Source organism: Sphingomonas sp. BLCC-B65 (assembly GCF_028550675.1).
Classification (GTDB): Bacteria; Actinomycetota; Actinomycetes; order Actinomycetales; family Microbacteriaceae; genus Microbacterium.
Window position 1 is genome coordinate 1,169,627 of sequence record NZ_JAQQGL010000001.1, and the last position, 22,636, is coordinate 1,192,262.

The following is a 22,636-nucleotide window of genomic DNA, read 5'->3' on the forward strand; positions in this document are numbered from 1 at the left end:
GATGGCCGCGACAGACCGCGACGACACGGCGATCGACCGTGCGATGCAGCGCGCCCTGGAGATCGCTCGCCGGGGCCCGCGCGGCGTGAACCCGCAGGTCGGCGCCGTGCTGCTCTCCCCCGACGGCGACGTGCTCGCCGAGGGGTGGCATCGGGGCGCCGGCACGGCCCATGCGGAGGTCGACGCGCTGACGAACCTCGCCTCCGCGGCGGGGCCGGATGCCGCGCGCGGCGCGACCGCCGTCGTCACCCTCGAGCCGTGCAACCACACCGGCCGCACCGGACCCTGCAGTGAAGCGCTGATCGCCGCCGGCGTCGCCCGCGTCGTGTTCGCCGTCACCGACCCCGGGGAGGCGTCGTCGGGCGGCGCCGCGCGTCTGCGAGAGGCCGGGGTCGATGTGATCGGCGGCTGGAGCGCAGACGAGGGCACCGCCCTGCTGGCGTCCTGGCTGGAGGTGCAGCGCCTCGGCCGCCCGCACGTCACCGTGAAGTGGGCGCAGTCACTCGACGGCCGCGGTGCCGCCGCCGACGGCACCAGTCAGTGGATCACGGGCCCCGAAGCCCGCGCCGACGTCCACCGCCGTCGCAGCCTCGCCGACGCCATCGTGGTCGGCACCGGCACGCTGCTCGCCGATGATCCGGCCCTCACCGCACGCCGTGCCGACGGCTCGCTCTACGACGACCAGCCGCGCCCCGTGGTCGTGGGAACTCGCGCCGTGCCGCAGGAGGCCGCCGTGCGGCGGCATCCGCGCCCCTTCATGCAGGACGAGGGCGACGACCTCCCCGATCTCCTCGAGCGCCTGGGCGAACTGGGCGCCCACCGTGTCTTCGTCGAGGGCGGTCCGGCACTGGCCTCGTCGTTCCTGCGCGAAGGACTGGCCGACGAGGTGCTCGTCTACGTCGCCCCGACCCTGATCGGCGGCCCGCGTCTCGCTCTCGGCGACATCGGCGTGACCTCGATCGGCGAGCAGCGGCGCCTGCACGCGGCATCCGTCGAACACCTCGGCGACGATCTGCTCGTCGTCGGGCGGTTCGAGAACGCGACATCCTCCCCCACCTCCCCCACGAAGGAAGAGAACTGATGTTCACCGGAATCATCGAAGAGCGCGGCGAGATCGTCGCCGTCGAACCGTCGGGCGACGGTGCGCGGATGACCGTCCGTGCACCGCTGGCCGTCTCCGACGCTCACCATGGAGACTCGATCTCGGTCAGCGGCGTCTGCTTGACCGTCGTCGACCAGGGCGAGGACTGGTTCACCGCCGACGTGATGCGCCAGAGCCTGGACATGGCGACCCTCGGCGCGTTCGGTCCCGGCACCCGCGTGAACCTCGAGCGCGCCATGGCCGCGCACGGCCGCCTGGGCGGACACATCGTTCAGGGACACGTCGACGGGACCGGCACGGTTCGGGAGGTTCGCCCCGGAGCGCAGTGGCGGGTCATCCGCATCTCACTGCCCGCGGACCTCGCTCCGCTCGTCGTCGACAAGGGATCGATCGCCGTCGACGGGGTCTCTCTCACGGTTTCGAATGCGTCGGATGCCGCCGCCGCCGATGCCTGGTTCGAGGTGTCGCTGATTCCCGAGACCCTGGAGGCGACGACCCTCGGCGACCGCGTCGCCGGAGACCGCGTCAACCTCGAGACCGACATCCTCGCGCGTCACGTGCAGCGCCTGCTCGCCTTCGCTCCCCCTGTGTCCGATTCCACCGACTCCCTCACCGAAGGAGGCTCACGATGAGCCTTTCCACCATCCCCGAGGCCCTCGAGGCGCTGCGCGCCGGACGGCCCGTCATCGTCGCCGACGACGAGAGCCGCGAGAACGAAGGCGACATCATCCTGTCGGCTCAGCTCGCCACGCCCGAATGGCTCGCCTGGACGATCCGCTGGTCCAGCGGCTTCATCTGCGCGCCCATGCCCGCCGAGTGGGCCGACCGCCTCGACCTGCCGCCGATGGTGGCGGTGAACGAGGACGCTCGCGGCACCGCCTACACCGTGAGCGTGGACGCCGCCGACCGCGTCTCGACCGGCATCAGCGCGACCGACCGCTCGCACACGCTCAACGTGCTCGCCGACCCGGCATCCGTTCCGTCGTCGGTGATCCGACCGGGTCACATCCTGCCGTTGCGCGCCGTGGACGGCGGAGTGCGCGAGCGTGCGGGTCACACGGAGGCCGGTGTGGAGCTCATGCGCCTCGCGGGCCTGCAGCCGGTCGCCGCGATCGGCGAGGTCGTCGCCGAGGACGGATCGATGATGCGCCTGCCGGGCCTGGAAGAGCTCGGCGCGCGCGAGGGCGTTCCGGTGATCACGATCGAGCAGCTCATCGCCTACCTCGACGAGATCGAGCCGACGGGAGCTCCGGCGAGTGTCGCGGCGGCGCAGAAGCGCCGCGTGAGCCTGCGCGCCGAAGCGACCGTGCCCACGTCCCACGGCACGTTCCGCTTCCTCGCGTACAAGGACCGGGTGACCGGCACCGATCACATCGCGGTCGTCTCGGGTGACCTCACCGAGGACGCGCCGCTCGTGCGGGTGCACTCCGAGTGCCTCACCGGAGAAGCGTTCGGCTCGCAGAAGTGCGAGTGCGGCCCGCAGCTGGATGCCGCTCTGGACCGTATCGACAAGGACGGCGGGGTCGTCATCTACATGCGCGGTCACGAGGGCCGCGGCATCGGCCTCATCAACAAGCTGCGCGCCTACAGCCTGCAGGAGCGGGGTCTGGACACCGTCGACGCGAACCTCGCCCTGGGCCTGCCCGCCGATGCCCGCGACTATGCGGCGGCCGGCGGCATCCTGGCCGACCTCGGCGTCGATCGCATCCGCCTGCTGACCAACAACTCCGACAAGGTCAAGCAACTGCGCGAGCTCGGACTCGATATCGTCGAGCAGGTGCCGCTGCTGGTCGGCGTCGGCGCCAACAACCACCAATATCTGGCGACCAAGCGCGATCGCATGGGCCACATCATCACCGCCGAAGAGCTCGATGCGGCTCTCGCGCACAGCACGGAGGAGCACGCATGAGCGGCCACGGAGCCCCTGAGACCGCCCCGATCGACGCCACCGGACTGCGCGTCGTCGTCATCGCCGGTCTGTGGCACGACGTCATCACCGACGGCCTGATCGCCGGTGCGGAGCGGGTGCTCTCGGCATCCGGCGCCGAGTGGAGCCTGGAGCGCGTACCCGGCTCGTTCGAGCTGCCCGTCTCGGCGAAGGCGGCTCTGGATGCCGGGGCGGATGCCGTCGTCGCGCTCGGTGTGATCATCCGCGGCGGCACGCCGCACTTCGACTTCGTCTCGTCTGCCGCCACGGACGGCCTCACCCGGGTCGCCCTCGACACCGGCAAGCCGGTCGGCTTCGGGGTGCTGACCCTGGACGACGAGCAGCAGGGCATCGACCGGGCGGGCCTGCCCGGTTCGAAGGAGGACAAGGGTGCAGAAGCCGCGGATGCCGCGCTGCGCACCGCGCTGCTCCTCCAGCGCCTTCGCGGCTGACAGCTCCCCAGCGCCGGCGGCGTTTCGACTCGCTGCGCGCGCTCAACGACCGGAGGAACGTCGCTTCCGGTCGCTGCGCTGCGCCCGGGGTCGGGCGCGCGGAATCGGCGACTATCAGTTAGGCTGAAGGCATGGAGATCCTGCGTCACGTCGTCGTCCTCGTCCATCTCACCGGATTCGCCATCCTCTTCGGCGCCTGGGTCGTCGAGGCGGTGGGCCAGCGCCGCGTCACCCGACTCATGACGTGGGGCATGCTGATCGCGGCCGTCGCCGGCCTCGCTCTGGCCGCCCCGTGGGGCATCGACTACCCGCTGAACTACACCAAGCTCGGCGTCAAGCTCGTCGTGCTGCTCGCGATCGGCGCGCTGCTCGGGATCGGCACCGCGCGCCAGCGCAAGACGGGCGCGGTGCCGCTCGTGATGTTCTGGCTGGTCGGCACCCTGACCATCCTCAACGCCGCCCTCGCCGTGCTCTGGCGCTGACCCCGCGTCTCCACGCGGAGATTCCCGGCGCACGGCCGAGACGCCCCACGCGGCGTAGACTCGATAGCCGTGCGCCGGGAACCTGCCGGCGCCCCGGTGACCTCATTGTCGCGGCGCCCGCTGCACACACCCCTGCCCCGGACGTCCACCACCGGTGCGTCCCACGAGGACCTGCGATCTCTCATCGATAGGTAGCCTCTGCGCATGTCCACCGCCACCGCGGCCCCCGCCGCCCCCGTCAACTCCCGCGCTCGCGTGATCACTGCGAGCCTGGTCGGAACGACGATCGAGTTCTACGACTTCTACGTCTACGCGACCGCCGCCGTGCTCGTCTTCCCCGCCCTCTTCTTCCCGACTGGCAACGAGACCACCGCCCTCCTGTCGTCGTTCGCCGTCTTCGGGGCCGCGATGATCGCGCGCCCCATCGGCGCGGTGGTCTTCGGACACTTCGGTGACCGCTTCGGTCGAAAGGCCACGCTCGTCGCGTCGCTGCTCACGATGGGCATCGCGACCTTCCTGATCGGGTGTCTGCCGACGTTCGCCGCAATCGGCTGGTGGGCAGCGCTCCTGCTGCTGATCCTCCGCCTCTTCCAGGGCTTCGCCCTCGGCGGCGAGTGGTCGGGCGCCGCGCTCGTGGCCACCGAGAACGCCCCGAAGGGCAAGCGCGCCTGGTACGGCACCTTTCCCCAGCTGGGCGCTCCGATCGGCTTCATCATCGCCAACGCGCTCTTCCTCGTGATCAACTTCGCCCTGCCGCACCCCGACGGCCCGACCCAGCGCTCCGAAGCCTTCCTCGCCTGGGGCTGGCGTGTGCCCTTCCTCTTCTCGGCCGTCATGGTGATCATCGGCCTCTGGGTGCGCCTGAAGCTCGTCGAGTCCGAGACCTTCACGACCGCCGAGAAGAAGGGCGCCATCCGCCGCTTCCCCCTGGGCGAGGTCGTCCGCGGACACTGGAAGAACCTGGTCCTCGGCACGTTCATCATGCTGGCCACGTATGTGCTCTTCTACCTGATGACGAGCTTCACCCTCGCCTACGGCACGAAGGCGACCGATGCGCCGGTCGCCGGCCTCGGATTCGGCTACACCGACTTCGTGATCATGCAGATCATCGGCGTGGTGTTCTTCGGAGTCTTCACGCTGCTGTCGGGTCCCATCGCCGACGCGGTCGGCCGGCGGAAGCTGCTCATCTGGGTCACGGCGTTGATCGGTGTGCTCGGCCTCACGTTCAACGTGTTCCTGCTCCCCGCCGTCGATCCGAAGTTCACAGGCGCACTGGTGCAGGCCTTCCTCGTCTTCGGCTTCATGCTGATGGGAGCCACCTTCGGCCCCATGGGCGCCGTGCTGCCGGAGCTCTTCCCGACCAACGTCCGCTACACGGGTTCGGCGATCGCCTACAACGTCTCGTCGATCCTGGGCGCCGCTGTCGCACCGTCGATCGCCCTGGGACTCTGGGCCGCCGCCGGCGGCGAGCCGTGGCTCGTGGGCGTCTACCTGTCGGGCTCTGCCGTGCTCACCCTCATCGCACTGATCCTCTCCCGCGAGACCAAGGACATCGACTACGAGACGAACATCGGCCTCGGCGAGACCGGCTCGCTCTGACGAGCGCTCAGTCGAGGAACAGCGCGCGCAGCCGCTTCGTCGTGAAGACGAGACCGATCGCGATCATCACGGCGTAGTAGAGGACGTGCCACAGCATGTCGATGTTCAGGATGCCGGTGGTCAGCCCCCGGATCAGCTCCACGCCGTGCCACAGCGGCAGGGCCATGACGATCTGCTGAACCCAGCCGGGGTAGACCGTGATCGGGTAGAAGGTGGCGGAGAAGAGGAACATCGGCAGGAGGACGAAGTTGATCCAGTCCATCTGCTGGAACGTCTTCATGTAGCTCGTGACGGCCATGCCGAGGCTCGCGAAGCCGAACGCGATCAGGACCACCGCGGGCAGGGCGAGCACCGCCGTCCACGCGAGGTTGAGCCCGAGGATCTGCATGATGATCATGAACCCGGTCGCGTAGGCGAGACCGCGCAGCAGCGCGTAGAGGATCTCACCCAGCGCGACATCGAGCGGGCCCAGCGAGGTCGCGAGCATGCCCTCGTAGAGCTTGCCGTAGTTGAGCTTGAAGAAGACGTTCCAGGTGGAGTCGTAGATGGCGCCGTTCATCGCCGAGACCGCCAGCAGCGCCGGCGCGATGAAGGCGGCGTAGCTGACACTGGCGCCCTGTGCGGTCTCGACGTCGCCGATGAGCGCGCCGAGGCCGATACCCATCGAGGCGAGGTAGAACACGGGCTCGAAGAAGCCGGAGAGCACGACCGCCCAGCTGGAAGACCGCGCAGCGATCAGGCCGCGCTGGACGACGGCACCGGGGTTGCCCGCCCACAGGGCGCGCACGCCTCCGCGACGGACGGCCCCCAGCGGCGCCTCGACGACCGCGCTCATTTCGCGAGCCTCTCGGTGAAGACGCGGCGGGCGAACAGATAGCCGACCACCGCGAGAGCGAGCAGATAGACGAGGTGGACGGCGACCATCACGGGGTCGACCGCCGCGCCGTAGGTGGCGACACGGCCCAGTTCCGCGCCGTGCCACAGCGGCGAAATCCACCCGATCCACTGCAGCCACAGGGGCAGCGAGTCCAGCGGATAGAACGTTCCGGAGAAGAGGAACATCGGCATGAAGAGGAAGCGCTGCACGAGAGCGAACTGTCCCTTGTCGTCTTCGATCGAGCCCGCGTAGGCCATGAGCGGGATGCCGAAGGCGAGCCCCGCCAGCACCCCGGCGAACACCGCGAGCCATCCGGTCGCCGGGTGCGGCACCGCCCCGAACGGCAGCAGCCACACGATCAGGTAGTACGCCGCCGAGGCGACGACCATACGCGCGGTCGCTCCCGCGACCACGCCGTTCGCGATCTGCGGGCTCGACAGCGGCGACGCGTTGAAGCCGTAGAAGTAACGGCGCCACTTGAAGCCCGCCATGACCGGGTAGGTGAGCTCCTCGCTGGCCACCGAGATCGTCGCGGTCGCCAGCAGCGCCGGAGCGACGAACATGAGGTAGCTCACCTCCTGGCCGTGATCGACGATCGGCACGCGGATGAGGGCCGCCAGGCCCACGGCGAGCCCCAGCAGGTACAGGATGGGCTGACCGACGGCGCCGACGATGATCGTCCAGCCGTAGGCGCGCATGGCGCGCACCATGTGCTCGGTGACGTACCAGGTGCCACGACGGCGAGGCTTGCGACCCCACTGCATCGCCTCGGCCCGCAACGCCTCCAGGCTCGGGTGCGCCGCGGCATCCGTCGACGAGGTGCTCATTCGATCAGCGACCTTCCCGTGAGGCGGAGGAAGACGTCCTCCAGCGAGGAGCGGCGTACGAGCGAGGTGATCGGCTCGAGTCCCAGCGAGGTGACGCGCTCGAGGGCGGCCTCACCGTTGTCGGCGTAGATCAGGATGCGGTCGGGAAGCACCTCGACGCGGTCGCCGATACCGGCCAGCTGGCCGGCGACCTGGGCGTTGCGATCCGAACCGAAGCGCACTTCGAGCACTTCACGACTGGAGTGCTCCCGGATGAGGGATGCCGGGGTGCCTTCGGCCATGATGCGCCCCTTGTCGACGACGATGAGGCGATCGCACAGCTGCTCGGCCTCGTCCATGTAGTGCGTGGTCAGCACCAGGGTCGTGCCGCGCTCCTTGAGGCGGAACAGGCGGTCCCACAGGACGTGACGCGCCTGCGGGTCGAGGCCCGTGGTCGGCTCATCGAGCAGCAGGATGCGCGGATCGTTGATGAGCCCTCGCGCGATGGTGAGGCGCCGTTTCATGCCGCCGGAGAGCTGGTCGACTTTGTTCTTCGCCTTGTCCTCGAGCTGCGCGAAGGCGAGCAGCTCATCGGCCTTCTCGTGGCACACCTTGCTGGGGAGGCCGAAATACCGGCCGTAGATGTACAGATTCTCGCGGGCGTTGAGCTCGCCGTCGAGATTGTCCTGCTGCGGCACGACGCCGAGCCGCGACCGGATCTCGGGACCGTAGCGATCCGGGTCGAGGCCGAGGATCTGCAGGTCGCCGCCCGAGCGGGTCGAGACGGCGCCGATCATCTTCATCGTCGTCGACTTGCCGGCACCGTTGGGTCCGAGAAGACCGAACGACTCGCCGGGCGCGACCTCGAAGCTGAGGCCGTCGACGGCGACGAAGTCGGCCTTGCCCTTGATCTTGTAGGACTTCACGAGTTGATGCGCGGAGATGACGGGAGCAGGCACCGACCCACCCTACCCAGTGCCTCCGACACCGTGCGGCGCCGCTCGTCGTCGTCGAGAGGGAAGATAGAACGACCCGAACACCGCAGGAAAGCTCCTCATGTCCTCTGCCAGCACCACCCGCCCTTCCCGCTCCCGACGCCGCACGCCCGATGACGGCCCTCGCGCGAGTCTGCGACAGCTGCTCCCCTTCGTCTTCGAGCAGAAGGGCGTGCTCGTCGTCGTCGCGGTGCTGAGCGTGCTCGCCGCCGTCGCGACCCTCGCCCAGCCTCTGGTGGTGGGTCAGGTCATCGACCGGGTGCAGAAGCAGGACCCGCTCGGTCTGCTGGTGTGGGTGCTGGTGGGTCTCGTCGTCGCTTCCTCGGTGATCAGCGGCATCCAGCACTTCCTCCTGCAGCGCACCGGTACGGCCGTCGTCTACTCGAGTCGGCGCCGTCTCATCGCCCAGCTGCTGCATCTTCCCGTCCAGGAGTACGACGCGCGGCGCACCGGCGACCTCGTCTCGCGCGTCGGCACCGACACGACCCTGCTGTATGCGGTGCTCACCCAGGGTCTGGCGGACTCGATCGGCAACGCGCTCATCTTCGTCGGCGCGATCGTGGCGATGTTCATCATCGACCCGGTGCTGCTCGTGCTCATCCTGCTCGTCGTCGGCGCGTCGGTCGCCGTCGTGGTGGCGCTCAGCGGCCGCATCCGCCGCGCGACCGCCGTTCAGCAGGAGAAGGTGGGAGAGCTGGCCTCGGGCGTGGAGCGCGCCGTCGGATCGATCCGCACGATCCGCGCCTCGGGCGCGTCCGAACGCGAACGCGAGAGCATCGAACACACCGCGCGGGGAGCGTACGAGGCCGGGGTGCAGGTCGCCAAGGCATCGGCGTTCGTGGTTCCGGTCGCCGGCGTCGCCCTGCAGCTGTCGCTGCTCGTCGTGCTCGGCGTCGGCGGCTTCCGCGTGGCCTCGGGCGCGATCACGATCGCCGGGCTGGTGACATTCGTGATGTTCCTGTTCTTCCTCGTGCAGCCGCTCGGCTCGTTCTTCGGCGCGATCACCTCGGTCGGCCAGGCGTTGGGAGCACTGGGGCGCATCCAGGAGGTCCTGGACCTGCGCACCGAGACCGCGTGCGATGCGGAGGTCGCGGCATCCGTCGCCGTCGGCACCTCCCCGATCTCCACGGCCGCCGCACACGACAGCCACGAGACGGCCGCCGCGATCGAGTTCCGCGAGGTGCATTTCGCCTACCCGGATGCCGTGGTCAGCGCGCGCCGCCGCTCGGAGACCGAGGCGGCGGCTCTGCTCGCCGAAGCCCACGCCGACGCGACGGTGGCGGTCTCGGAGGCGCCCGGAGAGGTGCTGCGCGGGGTGTCGTTCCGCGTCCCCCGCGGGGCGCGCGTCGCCCTCGTCGGGCCGTCGGGGGCGGGAAAGTCCACCGCTCTCGCCCTGATCGAGCGGTTCTACGATCCGACGGCAGGCTCGATCCTGCTCGACGGTGTCGACCTGCGCGGGATCGACCGCACGCGGCTGCGTGCCCAGCTCGGCTATGTCGAGCAGGACGCGCCGACGCTCGCCGGGACGATCGCGGACAACCTGCGGCTGGCGTCGCCGTCGGCATCCGACGAGGAATGCGCCCGGGTGCTGCGCGCCGTGAACCTCGGCGACGTCCTGGAACGCTCGAGCCTGGGGCTGAACGCGCCGGTGGGCGAGGCCGGCGTCATGCTGTCGGGCGGCGAACGGCAACGACTGGCGATCGCCCGCGCCCTTCTCGCCGCTCCCCCGGTGCTGCTGCTGGATGAGTCGACGTCATCGCTCGACGGCCTCAACGAACAGCGCATGCGCGAAGCGATCGACGCCGTCGCCTCGGGGCGGACGCTCGTCGTGATCGCGCACCGCTTGTCGACGGTCGTCGACAGCGACCTCATCGTCGTGATGGACCACGGTCGAGTCGTGGGGCAGGGCACCCACTCCGAACTCGTCGAGACGGTGCCGCTGTACCGCGACCTCGCGAAGCACCAGCTGCTCGTCTGACCCGCGACCCCGACAGACGACGAGGGGCCCGCCGTCACCGGCGGGCCCCTCTGCTGTCAGCGCTGGTCACTTGCCGCCGAGAGCGTCCTTCGCGTCCTTCGCCGCATCCTTGACGTCGGCTGCGGCGTCCTTCGCGTGGGCCTTGACCTGGTCGGCCTTGCCCTCGGCGACGAGCTTGTCGTTGTCGGTGAGGTTGCCGATGGCCTCCTTGGCCTTGCCGGTCAGGTTCTCGGCGGTGTTCTTGATGTCATCTGCGAGGCCCATGAGGGACTCCTTTCTCTGGTGATGGTTCCGGTTTCTTTCGGGATCCCGGGCGGCCCGGGAAGTTCGGGGAGCGTCGTTCGTCAGGCGACGCGGCGCTCGTGGGCGACGGCGGAACGCAGACCGCCCGTGAGCTGGACGACCAGTGGTAGCGCGAGCCCCAGCCGGCGGTCGGTATCGGCGACCGCACCGGCGACGCGACGCTGGACGAGTCCCAGGTCGGCGCGCGGGCGCACCTGCACCCGCACCCGCAGAAGCCGGCGACGGCGACGGCGAGAGGTCACCGCCGAGACCGCCAGCACGTCGGGCACGTCCGCGAGCGACTGCCGGAGCAGATCGGCGACGACGCCGTCATCGATGGCGATGCCGCCCTCGTCGAGGACCGCCCGGACGTGCCGCTCACCGCGGGTGAGCACGACCACGAGCGCAATCACGACGACCAGCGCGAGGATGCCCGCAGCGATCCATGCCTGGGTCTGCGGTGCCACCCCCGTGCCGCGGACGACATCGGCGGCCATGGCCAGCAGCGGCGACGGTCGCCCCTCGGCGAAGAGCGGCCAGGCCGCGGTCGCGGCGACGGCGAGGGCGCCCACGGCCAGCACGAAGAGGATCGTGCGGTTGACGAAGCGGGATGCCGGGCTCATGACAGCCGTCCTTCCGGGGTCACCTCGACGCGAGCCGTCAGTCGAGGCGCCGCGCCGAGTTCGGTGAGCAGCCGATCGGCGGCGCGCTCCACCTGTTCACGGTCGACCGGAAAGCCGGTCGCGGGAGTGAGGGAGATGCGCGCACGACGAGCGTCGAGCTGCGTGGACACGTGGGAGTTGGTGACGGCTGCGGCCGTGGCGGCGGCGCGCGAGAGGGCGCCGGCCACGATCGCGTCGTCGACCACCAGGGGTACCCGGCCGGCGGCCAGGGCCCGGCGATGAGTGCGCCCGGGCGCCAATGCACCCCAGAGACACACGATGCCGAACAGTGCGGCCGCCGCAGCGACGATCGTGCCGGTCGTCCCCCCCTCGGCGAGCGCCGAGCGAACGGCGTCCGGGGCCACGAGCAGCGCGGGGCGCCCGAGAGCCGACAGCACCAGCTCGGTGGCCAGCGCCGCGGCGACGACGATGATCACGACCAGGGCGCAGCTCACCCAGACAGCACGCGAACGTCGTTGCAGACGCCGCGCAGCCGCGCTCTGAAGCCGGTCGGGCGCTCCCGCCGGAACGACCTCGACGGGTGCCGATGTGGTGTTCACGAGCTGCTCCTGTTCTGCGTGACGAGGTGAGTGATGCGCAGTCGGATGTCTCCGACCAGTGCTCCGGTGAGTGCGCTCACGCGCTCACCGGTGCGGGTGCGTGCGGCAGCGGCGCTGGCCGCGATGGGGTCGCCGTCGGCTCGGATGCCGCTGGTGAGATCCAGGGCGAGGGCCCCGCCCGCGTCGCGCACGTGGGCGCGGGACGCGCGGGCGGGAACGCCCAGCTCATCGGCGAGGACCGCCGCCGCGACGCGCTCGTAGGCCCGTGCGGAGATGGTGACCCGACCGGGGATCCGTGCGGCATCCATGGTCAGCCCACCCGCCGGCCGCGGGCGGCATCGATCGCGGCGCGCAGGTCGATGCGACCCGACACCGCGGCGCCGATGAGGCCGCCGATGGCGGCGAGAGCCGCCACGAGCACCATGCCCCAGAAGCCGAACGCCAGTGCGGCGACGGCGAGCACCGCGCCCGCGACCGCTCCCCACACCGTGGGACCCCCGCCGGTCACTGGACACGCTCCGGGGCGGGAGCCTCGTCGTCACCCGGGATGTGAACGTCGACGACGGTCACATTGACCTCGGTGACCTCCATGCCGGCGAGCTCGGTGATGGCATCGGCGACGGCCGTGCGCACGTCGGTCGCCACGCGCTGCAGCTGCTCGGGGTACTCGGCCACGATCGTGATGTCGGCGGCGACCTGCGTCTCGCCGACCTCGACGTTCACACCCTGACCCAGATCCTTGGCGCCCACGGCCTCACGGATGCTGCCGATGACGCGCGCGGCTCCGCCGCCGAGGGCGTGCACGCCGGGCACGGAAGAGGCGGCGATGCCGGCGATCTTGGCGATGACCGGGTCGACGATGACGGTCTTGCCGGCGCCCGCAGCAGGTGCGACGGCGGAGGTGGTGGGGGTCGTGGTAGCCATGATGTCTTGTCCTTTCCGGCCCTCCGGTGAGGGCGTTCACAGGTGTGACGGATGCCGCAGGGGTTTCGTCACGGTGGATTTCCTGGCAGTTCGCTGAGTGCCGCCGCGGGAGCTGTCGGCGCGCCTAATGGCTGCGCGGCGGCGACGCAACCCCTTGGCGGCGTCAGCTGCGCGTGGCACGGTCGAGGTATGCAGGGGGCATCGCGCGGCCCGCAGGGTGACGACGGCGCGAGGGGGGAAGCGGTGTGGACACGCTGACACACGTCGAAGACGGCGTTCTGGCCGCACGCGCCGCCGACGGCGACGAGCGCGCGTTCGCAGTGCTCGTGCGTCGGCACAGCGGTTACCTGATCGGCTTCGCCACCCGGCTGCTGCGCTCACGCGCCGACGCCGACGACTGCGTGCAGGAGGCCCTGATCATCGCGTGGCGACGGCTCCCGGAACTGCGCGAGCCCGACCGCGTCCGTTCCTGGCTGTCGACGATCGTGGCACGCAAGGCCACCGACCGTCTGCGCAGCGCGGCGCCCACCGCACCGCTCGAGGATACGGAGCCCGAGGCTCTGCAGCCCACACCCGACGAGTCTGCCGTGGCATCCTCTCAACTGGACATGCTGCGGCGCGTGCTGGACGAGCTGCCGGTCGAGCAACGCACGACCTGGCTGCTGCGCGAGGTGAGCGGATACGGCTACGACGAGATCGCCCGCGAACTGGGCGTGTCCGCGACGGCGGTGCGCGGCAGGCTCGCGCGGGCGCGGGCGACCATCTACGACCGGATGAAGGAGTGGAGGTGAGCGGGATGACGCGCGAGGAGATCGGCGATTCGGGCCACACCCTCGAGGAGCTCGCGGCTTATCACGAGCGCGGACGGACGCCGGCGATCCCCGCGATCGACGGCGATGCGCAGTGCCGAGCCGTGCTGGATTCGATGGACCGCCTCGGGGCACTGTCGCGCGAACTCATCGAGACCGACGCCCGTGACGATGTCTCCGAGACCTGGTTCCAACAGATTCTCGGCGAAGTCGCCCGCGAATCTCGCGCGGGGCGCGACCTGCCTCTCGTCGACGACGACCCGGTACGCGTCGTGGTGACCGAGGGCGCCGTGCGCGGTCTCGTCCGCGACGCCGGCGACGCGGTGGAGGGCGTGCTCGTAGAACGGGTGCATCTCACGCTCCACGAGGATGTACGCGTCGACGTGCGGCTGACGATCAGCGTCCTGGACAGCGTGCTCGGCGCGGGACGCGGGCTTGCGCGCATCGCAGATTCGGTGCGAGAGCGCGTGCGCGCCGATCTCGAGGAGTACGGCGGATGGACCGTCGGCGTCGTCGACGTCACGATCGACTCGCTGCGGCTGCGGGAGGAGGAGCGATGAGCGACACCGCGACCCGATCGGCGAGCGGCGACGCGCCCACGGAGCTCGCCCTGATCGTGGATGCCGCCGCGAGGGCGGTCACCGGCGTGGCCGAGCTGTACTACGCCGCCGCCCTCCCGGCGCGCCTGTGGCGGGCGACGCTCGCCGGCGACGGCGCGTACAGCGTGGTGACGCGGCGCGCGCAGGCGCTGGAAGTGACGGTGAGCATCGGCGTCACGGGCGGTCGCGTCGCCGCGGTGGCGAGCGAGGTCGCGCTGCGGGTGCGCGAGGCGCTGGGCGCACCTGACGCACACGTCACCGTGCGCGTCAGCCGCATCACCGCGACGCGGCGAGCTTGAGGCGGTAGCGAAGAGCCGCGAGCTCGGCGTACAGCGCCGGGGGCACCCGTCCCTCGAACGTGCGGTAGAACTCCTCCGTGAGCCCGGCCTCCTGCAGCCACAGGTCGCGGTCGATCGCGAACAGGGCCTCGAGGTCGGCGTCCGGAACCTCGATGCCCTCGAGGTTCAGATCCTCCGTGCGGGGCAGTCGTCCGATCGGGCTGTCGATGGCCGGAACGACACCTTCGATGCGGCGGATGATCCAGTTGATCACGCGTGCGTTGTCACCGAAACCCGGCCAGAGGAAGCGGCCGTCGTCGCCCTTTCGGAACCAATTGACCTGGAAGATGCGCGGGGCGCGGTCGAAGCGCAGACGCTGGCCGACCTTGAGCCAGTGACCGAAGTAGTCCGCCATGTTGTAGCCGCAGAACGGGAGCATCGCGAAGGGGTCGCGGCGCAGCTCACCGACGGTCCCTTCGGCGGCGGCGGTGCGCTCGGAGGAGATGTTGGAGCCGAGGAACACCCCGTGCGTCCAATCGGTGGCCTCCAGCACGAGGGGGACGTTCGTGGCCCGACGCCCACCGAACAGGATGCCGTCCAGCGGCACGCCCTGCGGAGCCTCCCAGTCGGGGGCGATCTGCGGGCACTGTCCCGCGCTGACGGTGAAGCGCGAGTTGGGGTGTGCGGCCGGGCGCCCCATCGCCGGCGTCCAGGGCTTGCCCTCCCAGTCGATCAGCTCCGACGGGACGTCATCGGTGAGACCCTCCCACCACACGTCTCCGTCGGGACGCAGGGCCACATTCGTGAAGATCGTGTTGCCCCACAGCGTTTCGACGGCCGCCACGTTGGTCGACGCGCCCGTTCCCGGCGCCACCCCGAAGAAGCCGGCCTCGGGGTTGATGGCCCACAGCCGCCCGTCGTCGCCGGGGCGAAGCCACGCGATGTCGTCGCCGAGGGTCTCGACGCGCCACCCCGGAATCGTGGGGCGCAGCATCGCCAGATTTGTCTTGCCGCACGCGGAGGGGAAGGCGGCGGCGAGGTGGAAGCGCTTGCCCTCCGGGCTGATGACGCGGATCAGCAGCATGTGCTCGGCGAGCCACCCCTCCTCACGCCCGATGACCGAGGCGATGCGCAGCGCGAAGCACTTCTTCGCGAGGATCGCATTGCCGCCGTAGCCGGATCCGAACGACCACACCTCGAGCGTGTCGGGAAAGTGGACGATGTACTTCTCGTCGTTGCAGGGCCACGCCACGTCCGCCTGGCCGGGAGCCAGCGGCGCACCGACCGAGTGCACCGTCTTGACCCACGGCTTGCCCGCGGCGATCTCCTCCACGACGGCGGTGCCGACCCGGGTCATGATGCCGATGGAGGTGACGGCGTACGCACTGTCGGTGATCTGGACGCCGATGTGCGAGAGCGGACCGCCGACCGCGCCCATCGAGAAGGGCACGACGTACATCGTCCTCCCCCGCATCGACCCCTCGAACAGCGGCATGATGGTCGCCCGGATCTCGTCCGGCTGCGCCCAGTTGTTGGTGGGGCCGGCATCCTCCTCTCGCGCCGAGGCGATGAAGGTGCGCGCCTCGGTGCGGGCGACGTCGCTCGGGTGCGAGCGGGCGAGGTACGAGCCCGGTCGCCACTCGGGGTTGAGCTTGATGAGCTTGCCCTCCTCGACCTGCTGGCGAAGAAGGGCGTCGTTCTCCGCACGAGAGCCGTCGACCCAGTGGATGCGCGCGGGCTGCGTCAGGGCAGCGATCTCATCGACCCAGGCGTGCAAGGCCTCCAGGCCCGTGCCGGCGAGGACCGGCCGCATGCCGAAGCCGCTCCGGGGCTCGGCCGTCGCGTCGACCGCCGCGGGGGTGCGCGTGGCGGTGGGACGGGTGAACATGTCGGCGATGGCCATGTCGGGCTCCTTCAGCGTGGCGTCGGTGGGGCGATCCGGAGGGGTCTCTTCCAGATTGAAGGCGTGAGGAGGGTTTTGCACACAAGGATGCCGTCAAAAAACGTGATTCTTTCGCTATGCTCAAGGAATGCCGCCCACCTCCCTGGAGCTGTCGACGCTCGGACATCGCATCCGTCACCAGCGCGTGTCGCACGGACTCACGCTCGACGAGCTCGGCGCGATCGTCGGTGTCGCCGGCAGCCAGCTGAGCCTGATCGAGAACGGCAAGCGCGAGCCCAAACTGTCGCTGCTGCAGGCCATCGCCGCCGCCACCGGCACGGACGTCACCGATCTGCTGTCGGCCGAGCCGCCGAACCGTCGAGCCGCCCTCGAGCTCGAACTCGAACGTGCACAGCAGTCCCCCGTCTTCCGCAGCCTCGGCATCCCGGCTCTGCGGGTGACCAAAGCGACCTCCGACGAGACGATCGAGTCGGTGCTGGGGCTGCACCGTGAGCTGCAGCGTCGCGAGCGCGCAGCCATCGCAACCCCTGAAGAGGCCCGGCGGGCGAACACGGAGTTGCGCCTGCGCATGCGCGCCAAGGACAACTACCTCCCCGACATCGAGAAGCTCGCGGAGAAGCAGCTGAAGGCCGCCGGCCACGTCTCGGGGGCCCTCACCCACCGCACGGTGAGCATCATGGCGTCCCAATTGGGATTCGAGCTGATCTACGTGGACGACCTCCCCCACTCGGCCCGTTCGGTCACCGACCTGGAGAACGGCCGGATCTACCTGCCGCCGGCATCCATCCCCGGCGGACACGGCCTGCGCTCGATGGCCCTGCAGGCCATGGCCCACCGCCTGCTCGGGCACACACCACCCAGCGACTACGCCGACTTCCTGCAGCAACGGCTCGAGATCAACTACTTCGCCGCCTGCTGCCTCATGCCCGAGACCGCCTCGGTCGCCTTCCTGGCCCAGGCGAAGAAGGACCGCAACCTCGCCGTCGAGGATTTCCGCGATGCCTTCGGCGTGACCCACGAGGCCGCGGGCATGCGACTGACGAACCTCCTGACGCAGCACATCGGCATCCGCCTGCACTTCCTGCGGGTCGACGGCTCGGGCGCCATCACCCGCGCCTACGAGAACGACGACCTGCCGCTGCCGATGGATGTCACCGGTTCGGTCGAAGGCCAGGTCGTCTGCCGCCACTTCGCCGCCCGCTCCGCCTTCTCGGAGCAGAACCGCACGGTCGAGCACTACCAGTACACCGACACCCCCGCCGGCACCTTCTGGTGCTCGTCCCAGACCGGACGCACCTCGGACGGCGAGTTCTCGATCACCGTCGGGGTGCCCTTCGACGACGCACGCTGGTTCCGCGGACGTGAGACGCAGAAGCGGGCGAGTTCGACGTGCCCCGACGAGTCGTGCTGCCGGCGTCCGGATGCCGAGCTCACGGCGCGCTGGGAGGGTCGCGCGTGGCCGAGTGCCCGCGTGCACATGCAGATGTTCTCGCCGCTGCCGCGCGGCGCCTTCCCCGGCGTCGACGACGGAGAGGTGTACGCCTTCCTCGATCGGCACGCCCAGGGCTGACGGCGCCGAGCGGAGCCTACGCGGCCGGCAGCACGACCTCCACGAGCAGCCCGCCGTCGTCGCGCGGCCGCAGGGTCAGACTGCCGTCGTGCGCACGAACGATCGCCGCGACGATCGCCAGCCCCAAACCGGCTCCCTCGCGCTCGCCGCGATGTGCGCGCTGCGCCCCACGCTGGAACGGCTCCAGCAGGGTCGGGAGCATCTCCGACGGGACGACGGGCCCGGAGTTCTCCACGCACAGACCGACGCCGCCCTGCGCCGAGCGCACACCGATTCGCACCCAGCCGTGATCATCGCAATTGTGCACGATCGCGTTGTGCACGAGGTTGACGACGAGCTGCTGCAGCAGCGACTGAGATCCCCGCGCGATGCCCGGCAGCGTCTCGAGCTGCAGAGCAATTCCCCGCGATTCAGCGAGCGACAGAAAGGTCTCCGCGGCCTGATCGGCCAGGAGTGAGACATCGACGGGCAGCTCGCGCACCTCGTCGTCGGGGCCGTGGGCGCCGATCCGATGCGACAGCGATCCGGCGGCGGCCAGCCGCGTCGCACGGGTGATCCGCCCCAGCGGCGCGAGCATGTGCCCGGCAAGGAACCACCCACCCACCAGTCCGACGACGATCAGCAGGACCCACGCGGCGAGCGCGGGTGGCACGAATGCCCGCAGCAGATCGCCGCGACCCGGCATGAACCCGCCGGTCGTCGGCGCCGCCTCGTCGGGGACGTATCGCAGGAGGAACAGCCACACGACGGACAGCAACAGAGCGCCGGCGAGCGCAACCGTGCCGGCGTAGCTGAGCATGAGCTTCACCCGGAAGGTCAGCCCCGCGGCACGCCGGCGCGCACCGGGAGACGACGAGGGTGTCGCACTCACCTCCCCTCCGCCTCAGCGTCGGACGCCGGCACCTCGACGCGATAGCCGACGCCGGAGACCGTCGCGATCACGGCGGGACCACCGAGCCGTTGACGCAGACCGGACACCGTGATGCGGAGCCGCGACCGCATCTCCCGATGTCCCCGGAACATCGCGATCGAGCACGGCCACGTCGTAGTCGGTGTACGACAGCAGTTCCAGCGCGGTGTCGCCGTCGCCCGCGAGGTCGGCCGCGATCGCTTCCAGGCGCAGCCCGTCGCGGATCGCGTCGGCCAGCAGACGGGAGGCCGGCAGGAACGGGTGTCCGCCGACGTACGCCGACCCGTCGAGCGATCCGCGCCTGGCCCGGTGAGCGTGCACGCGCGTGCAGCAGCGGACGCGCGTGGTGGGGTGGCGCGGTTGGGTGTACGCTCGCTGTTTGTGAGGTTCGCCTAACCTCACTTTCCCCTCTTCCGAAGAAGCGCTCGTGCTCGCCACTTTCCTGATCGGCCTCCGCGAAGGCCTCGAAGCCGCTCTCGTCGTCGGCATCCTCGTCGCCTATCTCCGCCGTATCGATCGTCGCGACGTCCTGCCGCGACTGTGGGTCGGCGTGGGCCTCGCCATCGCGCTGGCCGTGGGCATCGGCGCGATCCTCACCTTCGGCGCCTACGCCCTCACCTTCGAGGCACAGGAGCTGATCGGGGGGCTTCTCTCGCTGGTCGCCGTCGGCATGGTGACCTGGATGATCTTCTGGATGCAGAAGACCGCCCGCACGATGAAGAAGACGCTCGAGGGCGGCGTCGATCGGGCGCTCGCGACGGGGGGTCTCTGGGGAATCGTCCTCATCGGATTCGTGTCCGTCGCCCGCGAAGGCATCGAGACGACCCTCCTGCTGTGGTCGATGGTGCAGTCCTTCGGCGACACGCCGTCGGCTCTTCTGGGCGCACTGCTCGGCCTCGCCACCGCCGTCGTGCTCGGCTGGCTCCTCGCCCGGGGAATGGTGCGACTCGACCTCCGCGTCTTCTTCGGCTGGACCGGCGGATTCCTCGTGATCGTCGCCGCCGGGGTGCTGGCGTACGCGATCCACGATCTGCAAGAGGCCGGCGCCCTTCCCGGTCCGTTCTCCGCCCTGGCGCCCCTCGTCGGCGGCACGGTCGCCGTCGGCGCGGCCGGCTTCCCCTTCGGCTGGGCGTTCGACCTCTCGGCGACGATCCCGCCGGGAAGCCCCCTCGCCGCGATCCTGCAGGCCACCGTCGGCTTCATGCCGCAGATGTCGTGGCTGCAGGTCATCGCCTGGGCCCTGTACATGGCCGTCGTCGGCACCCTCTTCGTCCGGGGACTCGGTCGCCGGCCCGCCCGGGCCTCGGCATCCGCACCCCTCACGTCGGTTCCGCACCACGCGGACCTCTCCCACCACCAAGGAGCATCATGACCCGCACACGCACCTGGGGAGCCGTCGCCGCGCTCGGCGCGACCGCCCTCGTGCTGGCCGGCTGCGTCGCCAAGACCGACGTCGCCGCGTCCGACGCCCTGACCGTCACCTCCACCGACACGGCGTGCACGGTGTCGACCGCGACCGCCACCAGCGGCACGCTCGCGTTCGCGGTGACCAACGCGAGCTCGCAGGTGACGGAGTTCTATCTCCTCGCCTCCGACGGTCTGCGCATCGTCGGCGAGGTCGAGAACATCGCCCCCGGCGCCTCACGCACCCTCACCGTCGTCGCCCAGCCCGGTGACTACGTCACCCTGTGCAAGCCCGGCATGGTCGGTGAGGGCATCGGACGCACCGCCTTCACGGTCACGGGCGACGCCGTCACGGCCACGGGCGACGACGCCGCGCAGAAGCAGAAGGCCGTCGATCTGTACGCGTCGTTCGTCAAGGATCAGGTCGAACAGCTCGTCCCGGCCGTGGCGGCCTTCGTGAGCGCCTACGAGGCCGGCGACGATGAGAAGGCGCGGAGCCTCTTCCCCACCACGCGTGCGTTCTACGAGCGCATCGAACCCGTGGCGGAGTCGCTGGGCGATCTCGACCCCCGCATCGATTACCGCGAGGTGGATGCCGTCGCGGAGGGACTCGACTGGACGGGCTTCCACCGCATCGAGAAGGACCTCTGGGTTCCGGCGCAGGATGCCCTCAACTCCGACGGGTCAACCCCGGCGTGGAAGGACTGGGCGCCCTCGACGCCCGCCGAGCGCGCGACCTCCGGGGCGAAGCTGATCGCCGACGTGGGCGAGCTCAACGCGTACGTGCACGGCGATGAGTTCCAGAAGGCGCTCGACGCGCAGGGCATCGGCGGCATCTCCAACGGCGCGATCTCTCTGCTGGACGAAGTGGCCACGGGCAAGATCAGCGGCGAAGAGGACTGGTGGAGCGGCACCGACCTGTACGATTTCGCGGCCAATGTCGAGGGATCGAAGATGGCGTTCTCGCTCGTCAAGGACTTCGCCGTCTCCTCCGGCGCGACCGGAACGGAGCTCGCCGGTCGGATCGACAGCGGCTACGCCGCCCTTGAGGCCGCTCTCGCGCGCCACGGCTCGCTGAGCGCCGGTTTCGTGAACTACCGGCAGCTCAGCGAGGCCGACAAGCGCGAGCTCACCGACCTGATCAACGCGCTGGCCGAGCCGCTGTCCAAGCTGACGTCCACCATCCTGCAGTGAGCACCGACGGACCTCTCGCGGGCGGCGACCGCCTCGAGCCCGCGCCGCGCGCCGGTCTCAGCCGACGGGGCCTGCTGGGCCTCGCGGCCGGTGTCGGTGCGGCCGGGCTCGCCGTCGGCGCCGGAGCCGGAGCGGCGGCCGGCGTCGCCGTCGGCCGCACGCGCGGCGCCGCCGGCGCGGCGTCGCCCTACGCGTTCTACGGCGCGCACCAGGCCGGGATCACGACGCCCGTGCAGGACCATCTGCATTTCGCGTCGTTCGACATGATGGCGGGGACCACCCGCGAGGATCTGATCGAGCTTCTCCAGGACTGGTCCTACGCGGCGGCGCGGATGACCCAGGGCCTCGATGTGTCGGCCAGCGGCGCGGTGGGAGGCTCGCCGGAGGCGCCGCCGGACGACACCGGTGAGGCGCTGGGCCTTGCCGCGAACGGGCTGACGATCACGTTCGGCGTCGGACCGACCCTGTTCACGGCCGTCGACGGCACCGACCGCTACGGACTCGCCGACCGACGGCCCGCCCTGCTCACCGCGTTGCCGGCATTTCTCGGCGACGACCTGGAGCCCGATCACACCGGCGGCGACCTGTGCATCCAAGCCTGCGCCGACGACCCGCAGGTCGCCGTGCACGCGATCCGCAATCTGAGCCGCATCGCCTTCGGCCGAGCACGGCTGCGCTGGTCGCAGCTCGGCTTCGGAAAGACGTCGAAGACGACCGCCGATCAGGCCACGCCCCGCAACCTCTTCGGGTTCAAGGACGGCACGGCCAACATCCTCGCCGACGACCAGGCGGCGCTGGATCAGCACGTCTGGGTCGGCAACGGCGACGAACCGGCCTGGCTCGTGGGCGGCTCCTATCTCGTGGCGCGCAAGATCGCGATGCTCATCGAGACGTGGGATCGCGTGCGTCTGAGCGAGCAGGAGCGCATCACGGGCCGTGACAAGGCGCACGGCGCGCCGCTCTCGGGCGGGCAGGAGCAGACAGCGCCGGACTTCTCCGCCGTCGGCGCCACGGGCCAGCCCGCGATCGACGCCCGCAGCCACGTGCGCCTCGCCCATCCCGACCTCAACAAGGGCATCCGCATCCTCCGCCGCGGCTACAACTACGTCGACGGCAACACCGATCTCGGACGACTCGACGCCGGCCTGTTCTTCCTCGCGTACCAACGCTCTCCCGCGCAGTTCATCGCCCTGCAGCGTGCGCTGTCGAGGGATCTGCTGAGCGAGTACATCCGCCACATCGGCTCGGGGTTGTGGGCCATTCCCCCGGGAGCCGAGGAGGGCTCGTACGTCGGGGCGGGGCTGTTCGCCTGAGGCGGCGCAG

Annotated in this window: 26 protein-coding genes; 14 read left to right on the forward strand and 12 right to left on the reverse strand. The window is 70.3% G+C overall.

The window, feature by feature from the left end:
- Position 1 precedes the first annotated feature (1 nt).
- From ribD to PP359_RS05700, 6 genes are all read left to right on the forward strand, one after another.
- The gene (gene ribD / locus PP359_RS05675) at positions 2 to 1,081 is read left to right on the forward strand and encodes a bifunctional diaminohydroxyphosphoribosylaminopyrimidine deaminase/5-amino-6-(5-phosphoribosylamino)uracil reductase RibD (protein WP_294980250.1); all 1,080 of its coding nucleotides are present in this window, start codon (positions 2 to 4) and stop codon (positions 1,079 to 1,081) included.
- On the forward strand, positions 1,081 to 1,734 hold the full coding sequence (locus tag PP359_RS05680; protein WP_294980253.1) for a riboflavin synthase: 654 nt from the start codon (positions 1,081 to 1,083) through the stop codon (positions 1,732 to 1,734). The genes ribD and PP359_RS05680 overlap by 1 nt, the downstream gene beginning before the upstream one ends.
- On the forward strand, positions 1,731 to 3,011 hold the full coding sequence (ribA, locus tag PP359_RS05685) for a GTP cyclohydrolase II (protein WP_112932555.1): 1,281 nt from the start codon (positions 1,731 to 1,733) through the stop codon (positions 3,009 to 3,011). The genes PP359_RS05680 and ribA overlap by 4 nt, the downstream gene beginning before the upstream one ends.
- A complete protein-coding gene (ribH, locus tag PP359_RS05690; RefSeq protein ID WP_294980256.1) occupies positions 3,008 to 3,481 on the forward strand; it encodes a 6,7-dimethyl-8-ribityllumazine synthase in 474 nt (157 codons plus the stop codon). Before ribA ends, ribH begins: the two co-directional genes overlap by 4 nt.
- Before the next feature lie 131 nt (positions 3,482 to 3,612).
- Entirely contained in the window at positions 3,613 to 3,963 is a 351-nt protein-coding gene (locus tag PP359_RS05695) for a Fe-S protein (RefSeq protein WP_294945348.1), read from the forward strand.
- A gap of 204 nt (positions 3,964 to 4,167) precedes the next feature.
- Complete coding sequence (locus PP359_RS05700) at positions 4,168 to 5,562, forward strand: MFS transporter (protein ID WP_499250069.1); 1,395 nt, start codon at positions 4,168 to 4,170, stop codon at positions 5,560 to 5,562.
- Between the two features lie 7 nt (positions 5,563 to 5,569).
- Here the strand turns inward: PP359_RS05700 and PP359_RS05705 are convergent, their stop codons facing one another.
- From PP359_RS05705 to PP359_RS05715, 3 genes are read right to left on the reverse strand one after another with little or no spacing between them, the layout of a single operon-like run.
- Positions 5,570 to 6,397, reverse strand: a complete 828-nt coding sequence (locus PP359_RS05705) for an ABC transporter permease (RefSeq protein ID WP_499250070.1) — start codon at positions 6,395 to 6,397, stop codon at positions 5,570 to 5,572.
- Positions 6,394 to 7,266 (reverse strand): ABC transporter permease, encoded by an 873-nt coding sequence (locus tag PP359_RS05710; RefSeq protein WP_036314844.1) that lies wholly within the window; start codon positions 7,264 to 7,266, stop codon positions 6,394 to 6,396. Before PP359_RS05710 ends, PP359_RS05705 begins: the two co-directional genes overlap by 4 nt.
- Positions 7,263 to 8,204 carry an ABC transporter ATP-binding protein gene (locus PP359_RS05715; RefSeq protein ID WP_039414039.1) on the reverse strand — a complete coding sequence of 314 codons (942 nt, stop codon included), beginning with the start codon at positions 8,202 to 8,204 and terminating at the stop codon, positions 7,263 to 7,265. The genes PP359_RS05710 and PP359_RS05715 overlap by 4 nt, the downstream gene beginning before the upstream one ends.
- Positions 8,205 to 8,301: 97 nt before the next feature.
- Between PP359_RS05715 and PP359_RS05720 the strand changes: the two genes are divergently transcribed.
- The gene (locus PP359_RS05720; RefSeq protein WP_294980265.1) at positions 8,302 to 10,218 is read left to right on the forward strand and encodes an ABC transporter ATP-binding protein; all 1,917 of its coding nucleotides are present in this window, start codon (positions 8,302 to 8,304) and stop codon (positions 10,216 to 10,218) included.
- Between the two features lie 66 nt (positions 10,219 to 10,284).
- Here the strand turns inward: PP359_RS05720 and PP359_RS05725 are convergent, their stop codons facing one another.
- The 6 genes from PP359_RS05725 to PP359_RS05750 all read right to left on the reverse strand — a co-directional run bounded on the left by PP359_RS05725 (position 10,285) and on the right by PP359_RS05750 (position 12,646).
- On the reverse strand, positions 10,285 to 10,482 hold the full coding sequence (locus PP359_RS05725) for a CsbD family protein (RefSeq protein ID WP_036314858.1): 198 nt from the start codon (positions 10,480 to 10,482) through the stop codon (positions 10,285 to 10,287).
- An 80-nt stretch (positions 10,483 to 10,562) separates the two neighbouring features.
- On the reverse strand, positions 10,563 to 11,123 hold the full coding sequence (locus PP359_RS05730; protein ID WP_112932548.1) for a hypothetical protein: 561 nt from the start codon (positions 11,121 to 11,123) through the stop codon (positions 10,563 to 10,565).
- Complete coding sequence (locus tag PP359_RS05735; RefSeq protein WP_112932547.1) at positions 11,120 to 11,722, reverse strand: hypothetical protein; 603 nt, start codon at positions 11,720 to 11,722, stop codon at positions 11,120 to 11,122. Before PP359_RS05735 ends, PP359_RS05730 begins: the two co-directional genes overlap by 4 nt.
- Positions 11,719 to 12,030 (reverse strand): hypothetical protein, encoded by a 312-nt coding sequence (locus tag PP359_RS05740; protein ID WP_112932546.1) that lies wholly within the window; start codon positions 12,028 to 12,030, stop codon positions 11,719 to 11,721. The genes PP359_RS05735 and PP359_RS05740 overlap by 4 nt, the downstream gene beginning before the upstream one ends.
- A 2-nt stretch (positions 12,031 to 12,032) precedes the next feature.
- Positions 12,033 to 12,230 carry a DUF2273 domain-containing protein gene (locus PP359_RS05745; protein WP_039414055.1) on the reverse strand — a complete coding sequence of 66 codons (198 nt, stop codon included), beginning with the start codon at positions 12,228 to 12,230 and terminating at the stop codon, positions 12,033 to 12,035.
- Positions 12,227 to 12,646, reverse strand: coding sequence for an Asp23/Gls24 family envelope stress response protein (locus PP359_RS05750; RefSeq protein WP_036317153.1), 420 nt, complete (start codon positions 12,644 to 12,646; stop codon positions 12,227 to 12,229). The genes PP359_RS05745 and PP359_RS05750 overlap by 4 nt, the downstream gene beginning before the upstream one ends.
- 245 nt (positions 12,647 to 12,891) lie before the next feature.
- On the opposite strand from PP359_RS05750, the gene PP359_RS05755 reads away from it, so the two are divergent.
- Genes PP359_RS05755 through PP359_RS05765 form a run of 3 tightly spaced genes read left to right on the forward strand, consistent with a single transcriptional unit; the run spans position 12,892 to position 14,353 of the window.
- Complete coding sequence (locus tag PP359_RS05755) at positions 12,892 to 13,437, forward strand: RNA polymerase sigma factor (RefSeq protein WP_476151123.1); 546 nt, start codon at positions 12,892 to 12,894, stop codon at positions 13,435 to 13,437.
- Positions 13,434 to 14,015 (forward strand): Asp23/Gls24 family envelope stress response protein, encoded by a 582-nt coding sequence (locus PP359_RS05760; protein ID WP_148285484.1) that lies wholly within the window; start codon positions 13,434 to 13,436, stop codon positions 14,013 to 14,015. Before PP359_RS05755 ends, PP359_RS05760 begins: the two co-directional genes overlap by 4 nt.
- Positions 14,012 to 14,353, forward strand: coding sequence for a hypothetical protein (locus PP359_RS05765; protein ID WP_039414060.1), 342 nt, complete (start codon positions 14,012 to 14,014; stop codon positions 14,351 to 14,353). The genes PP359_RS05760 and PP359_RS05765 overlap by 4 nt, the downstream gene beginning before the upstream one ends.
- On the opposite strand, the gene PP359_RS05770 is transcribed toward PP359_RS05765, so the two are convergent.
- Positions 14,331 to 16,235: a phosphoenolpyruvate carboxykinase (GTP) gene (locus PP359_RS05770; protein ID WP_499250071.1), complete on the reverse strand. Its 1,905-nt coding sequence runs from the start codon at positions 16,233 to 16,235 to the stop codon at positions 14,331 to 14,333. The two genes, PP359_RS05765 and PP359_RS05770, sit on opposite strands and share 23 nt — an antisense overlap.
- A 127-nt stretch (positions 16,236 to 16,362) precedes the next feature.
- Between PP359_RS05770 and PP359_RS05775 the strand changes: the two genes are divergently transcribed.
- Positions 16,363 to 17,805: an XRE family transcriptional regulator gene (locus PP359_RS05775; protein WP_112932544.1), complete on the forward strand. Its 1,443-nt coding sequence runs from the start codon at positions 16,363 to 16,365 to the stop codon at positions 17,803 to 17,805.
- Between the two features lie 16 nt (positions 17,806 to 17,821).
- On the opposite strand, the gene PP359_RS05780 is transcribed toward PP359_RS05775, so the two are convergent.
- Together PP359_RS05780 and PP359_RS05785 are read right to left on the reverse strand one after the other, a co-directional pair.
- Complete coding sequence (locus tag PP359_RS05780) at positions 17,822 to 18,676, reverse strand: sensor histidine kinase (RefSeq protein WP_499250072.1); 855 nt, start codon at positions 18,674 to 18,676, stop codon at positions 17,822 to 17,824.
- Positions 18,677 to 18,688: 12 nt separating this feature from the next.
- The gene (locus PP359_RS05785) at positions 18,689 to 19,036 is read right to left on the reverse strand and encodes a response regulator (protein ID WP_499250073.1); all 348 of its coding nucleotides are present in this window, start codon (positions 19,034 to 19,036) and stop codon (positions 18,689 to 18,691) included.
- Between the two features lie 106 nt (positions 19,037 to 19,142).
- Between PP359_RS05785 and efeU the strand changes: the two genes are divergently transcribed.
- The 3 genes from efeU to efeB are packed head-to-tail and all read left to right on the forward strand — an operon-like array spanning position 19,143 to position 22,626.
- Complete coding sequence (gene efeU / locus PP359_RS05790) at positions 19,143 to 20,087, forward strand: iron uptake transporter permease EfeU (protein ID WP_294980275.1); 945 nt, start codon at positions 19,143 to 19,145, stop codon at positions 20,085 to 20,087.
- A complete protein-coding gene (gene efeO, locus PP359_RS05795; RefSeq protein ID WP_036321206.1) occupies positions 20,084 to 21,313 on the forward strand; it encodes an iron uptake system protein EfeO in 1,230 nt (409 codons plus the stop codon). The genes efeU and efeO overlap by 4 nt, the downstream gene beginning before the upstream one ends.
- Complete coding sequence (gene efeB, locus PP359_RS05800; protein WP_499250074.1) at positions 21,310 to 22,626, forward strand: iron uptake transporter deferrochelatase/peroxidase subunit; 1,317 nt, start codon at positions 21,310 to 21,312, stop codon at positions 22,624 to 22,626. Before efeO ends, efeB begins: the two co-directional genes overlap by 4 nt.
- Positions 22,627 to 22,636: the final 10 nt, after the last annotated feature.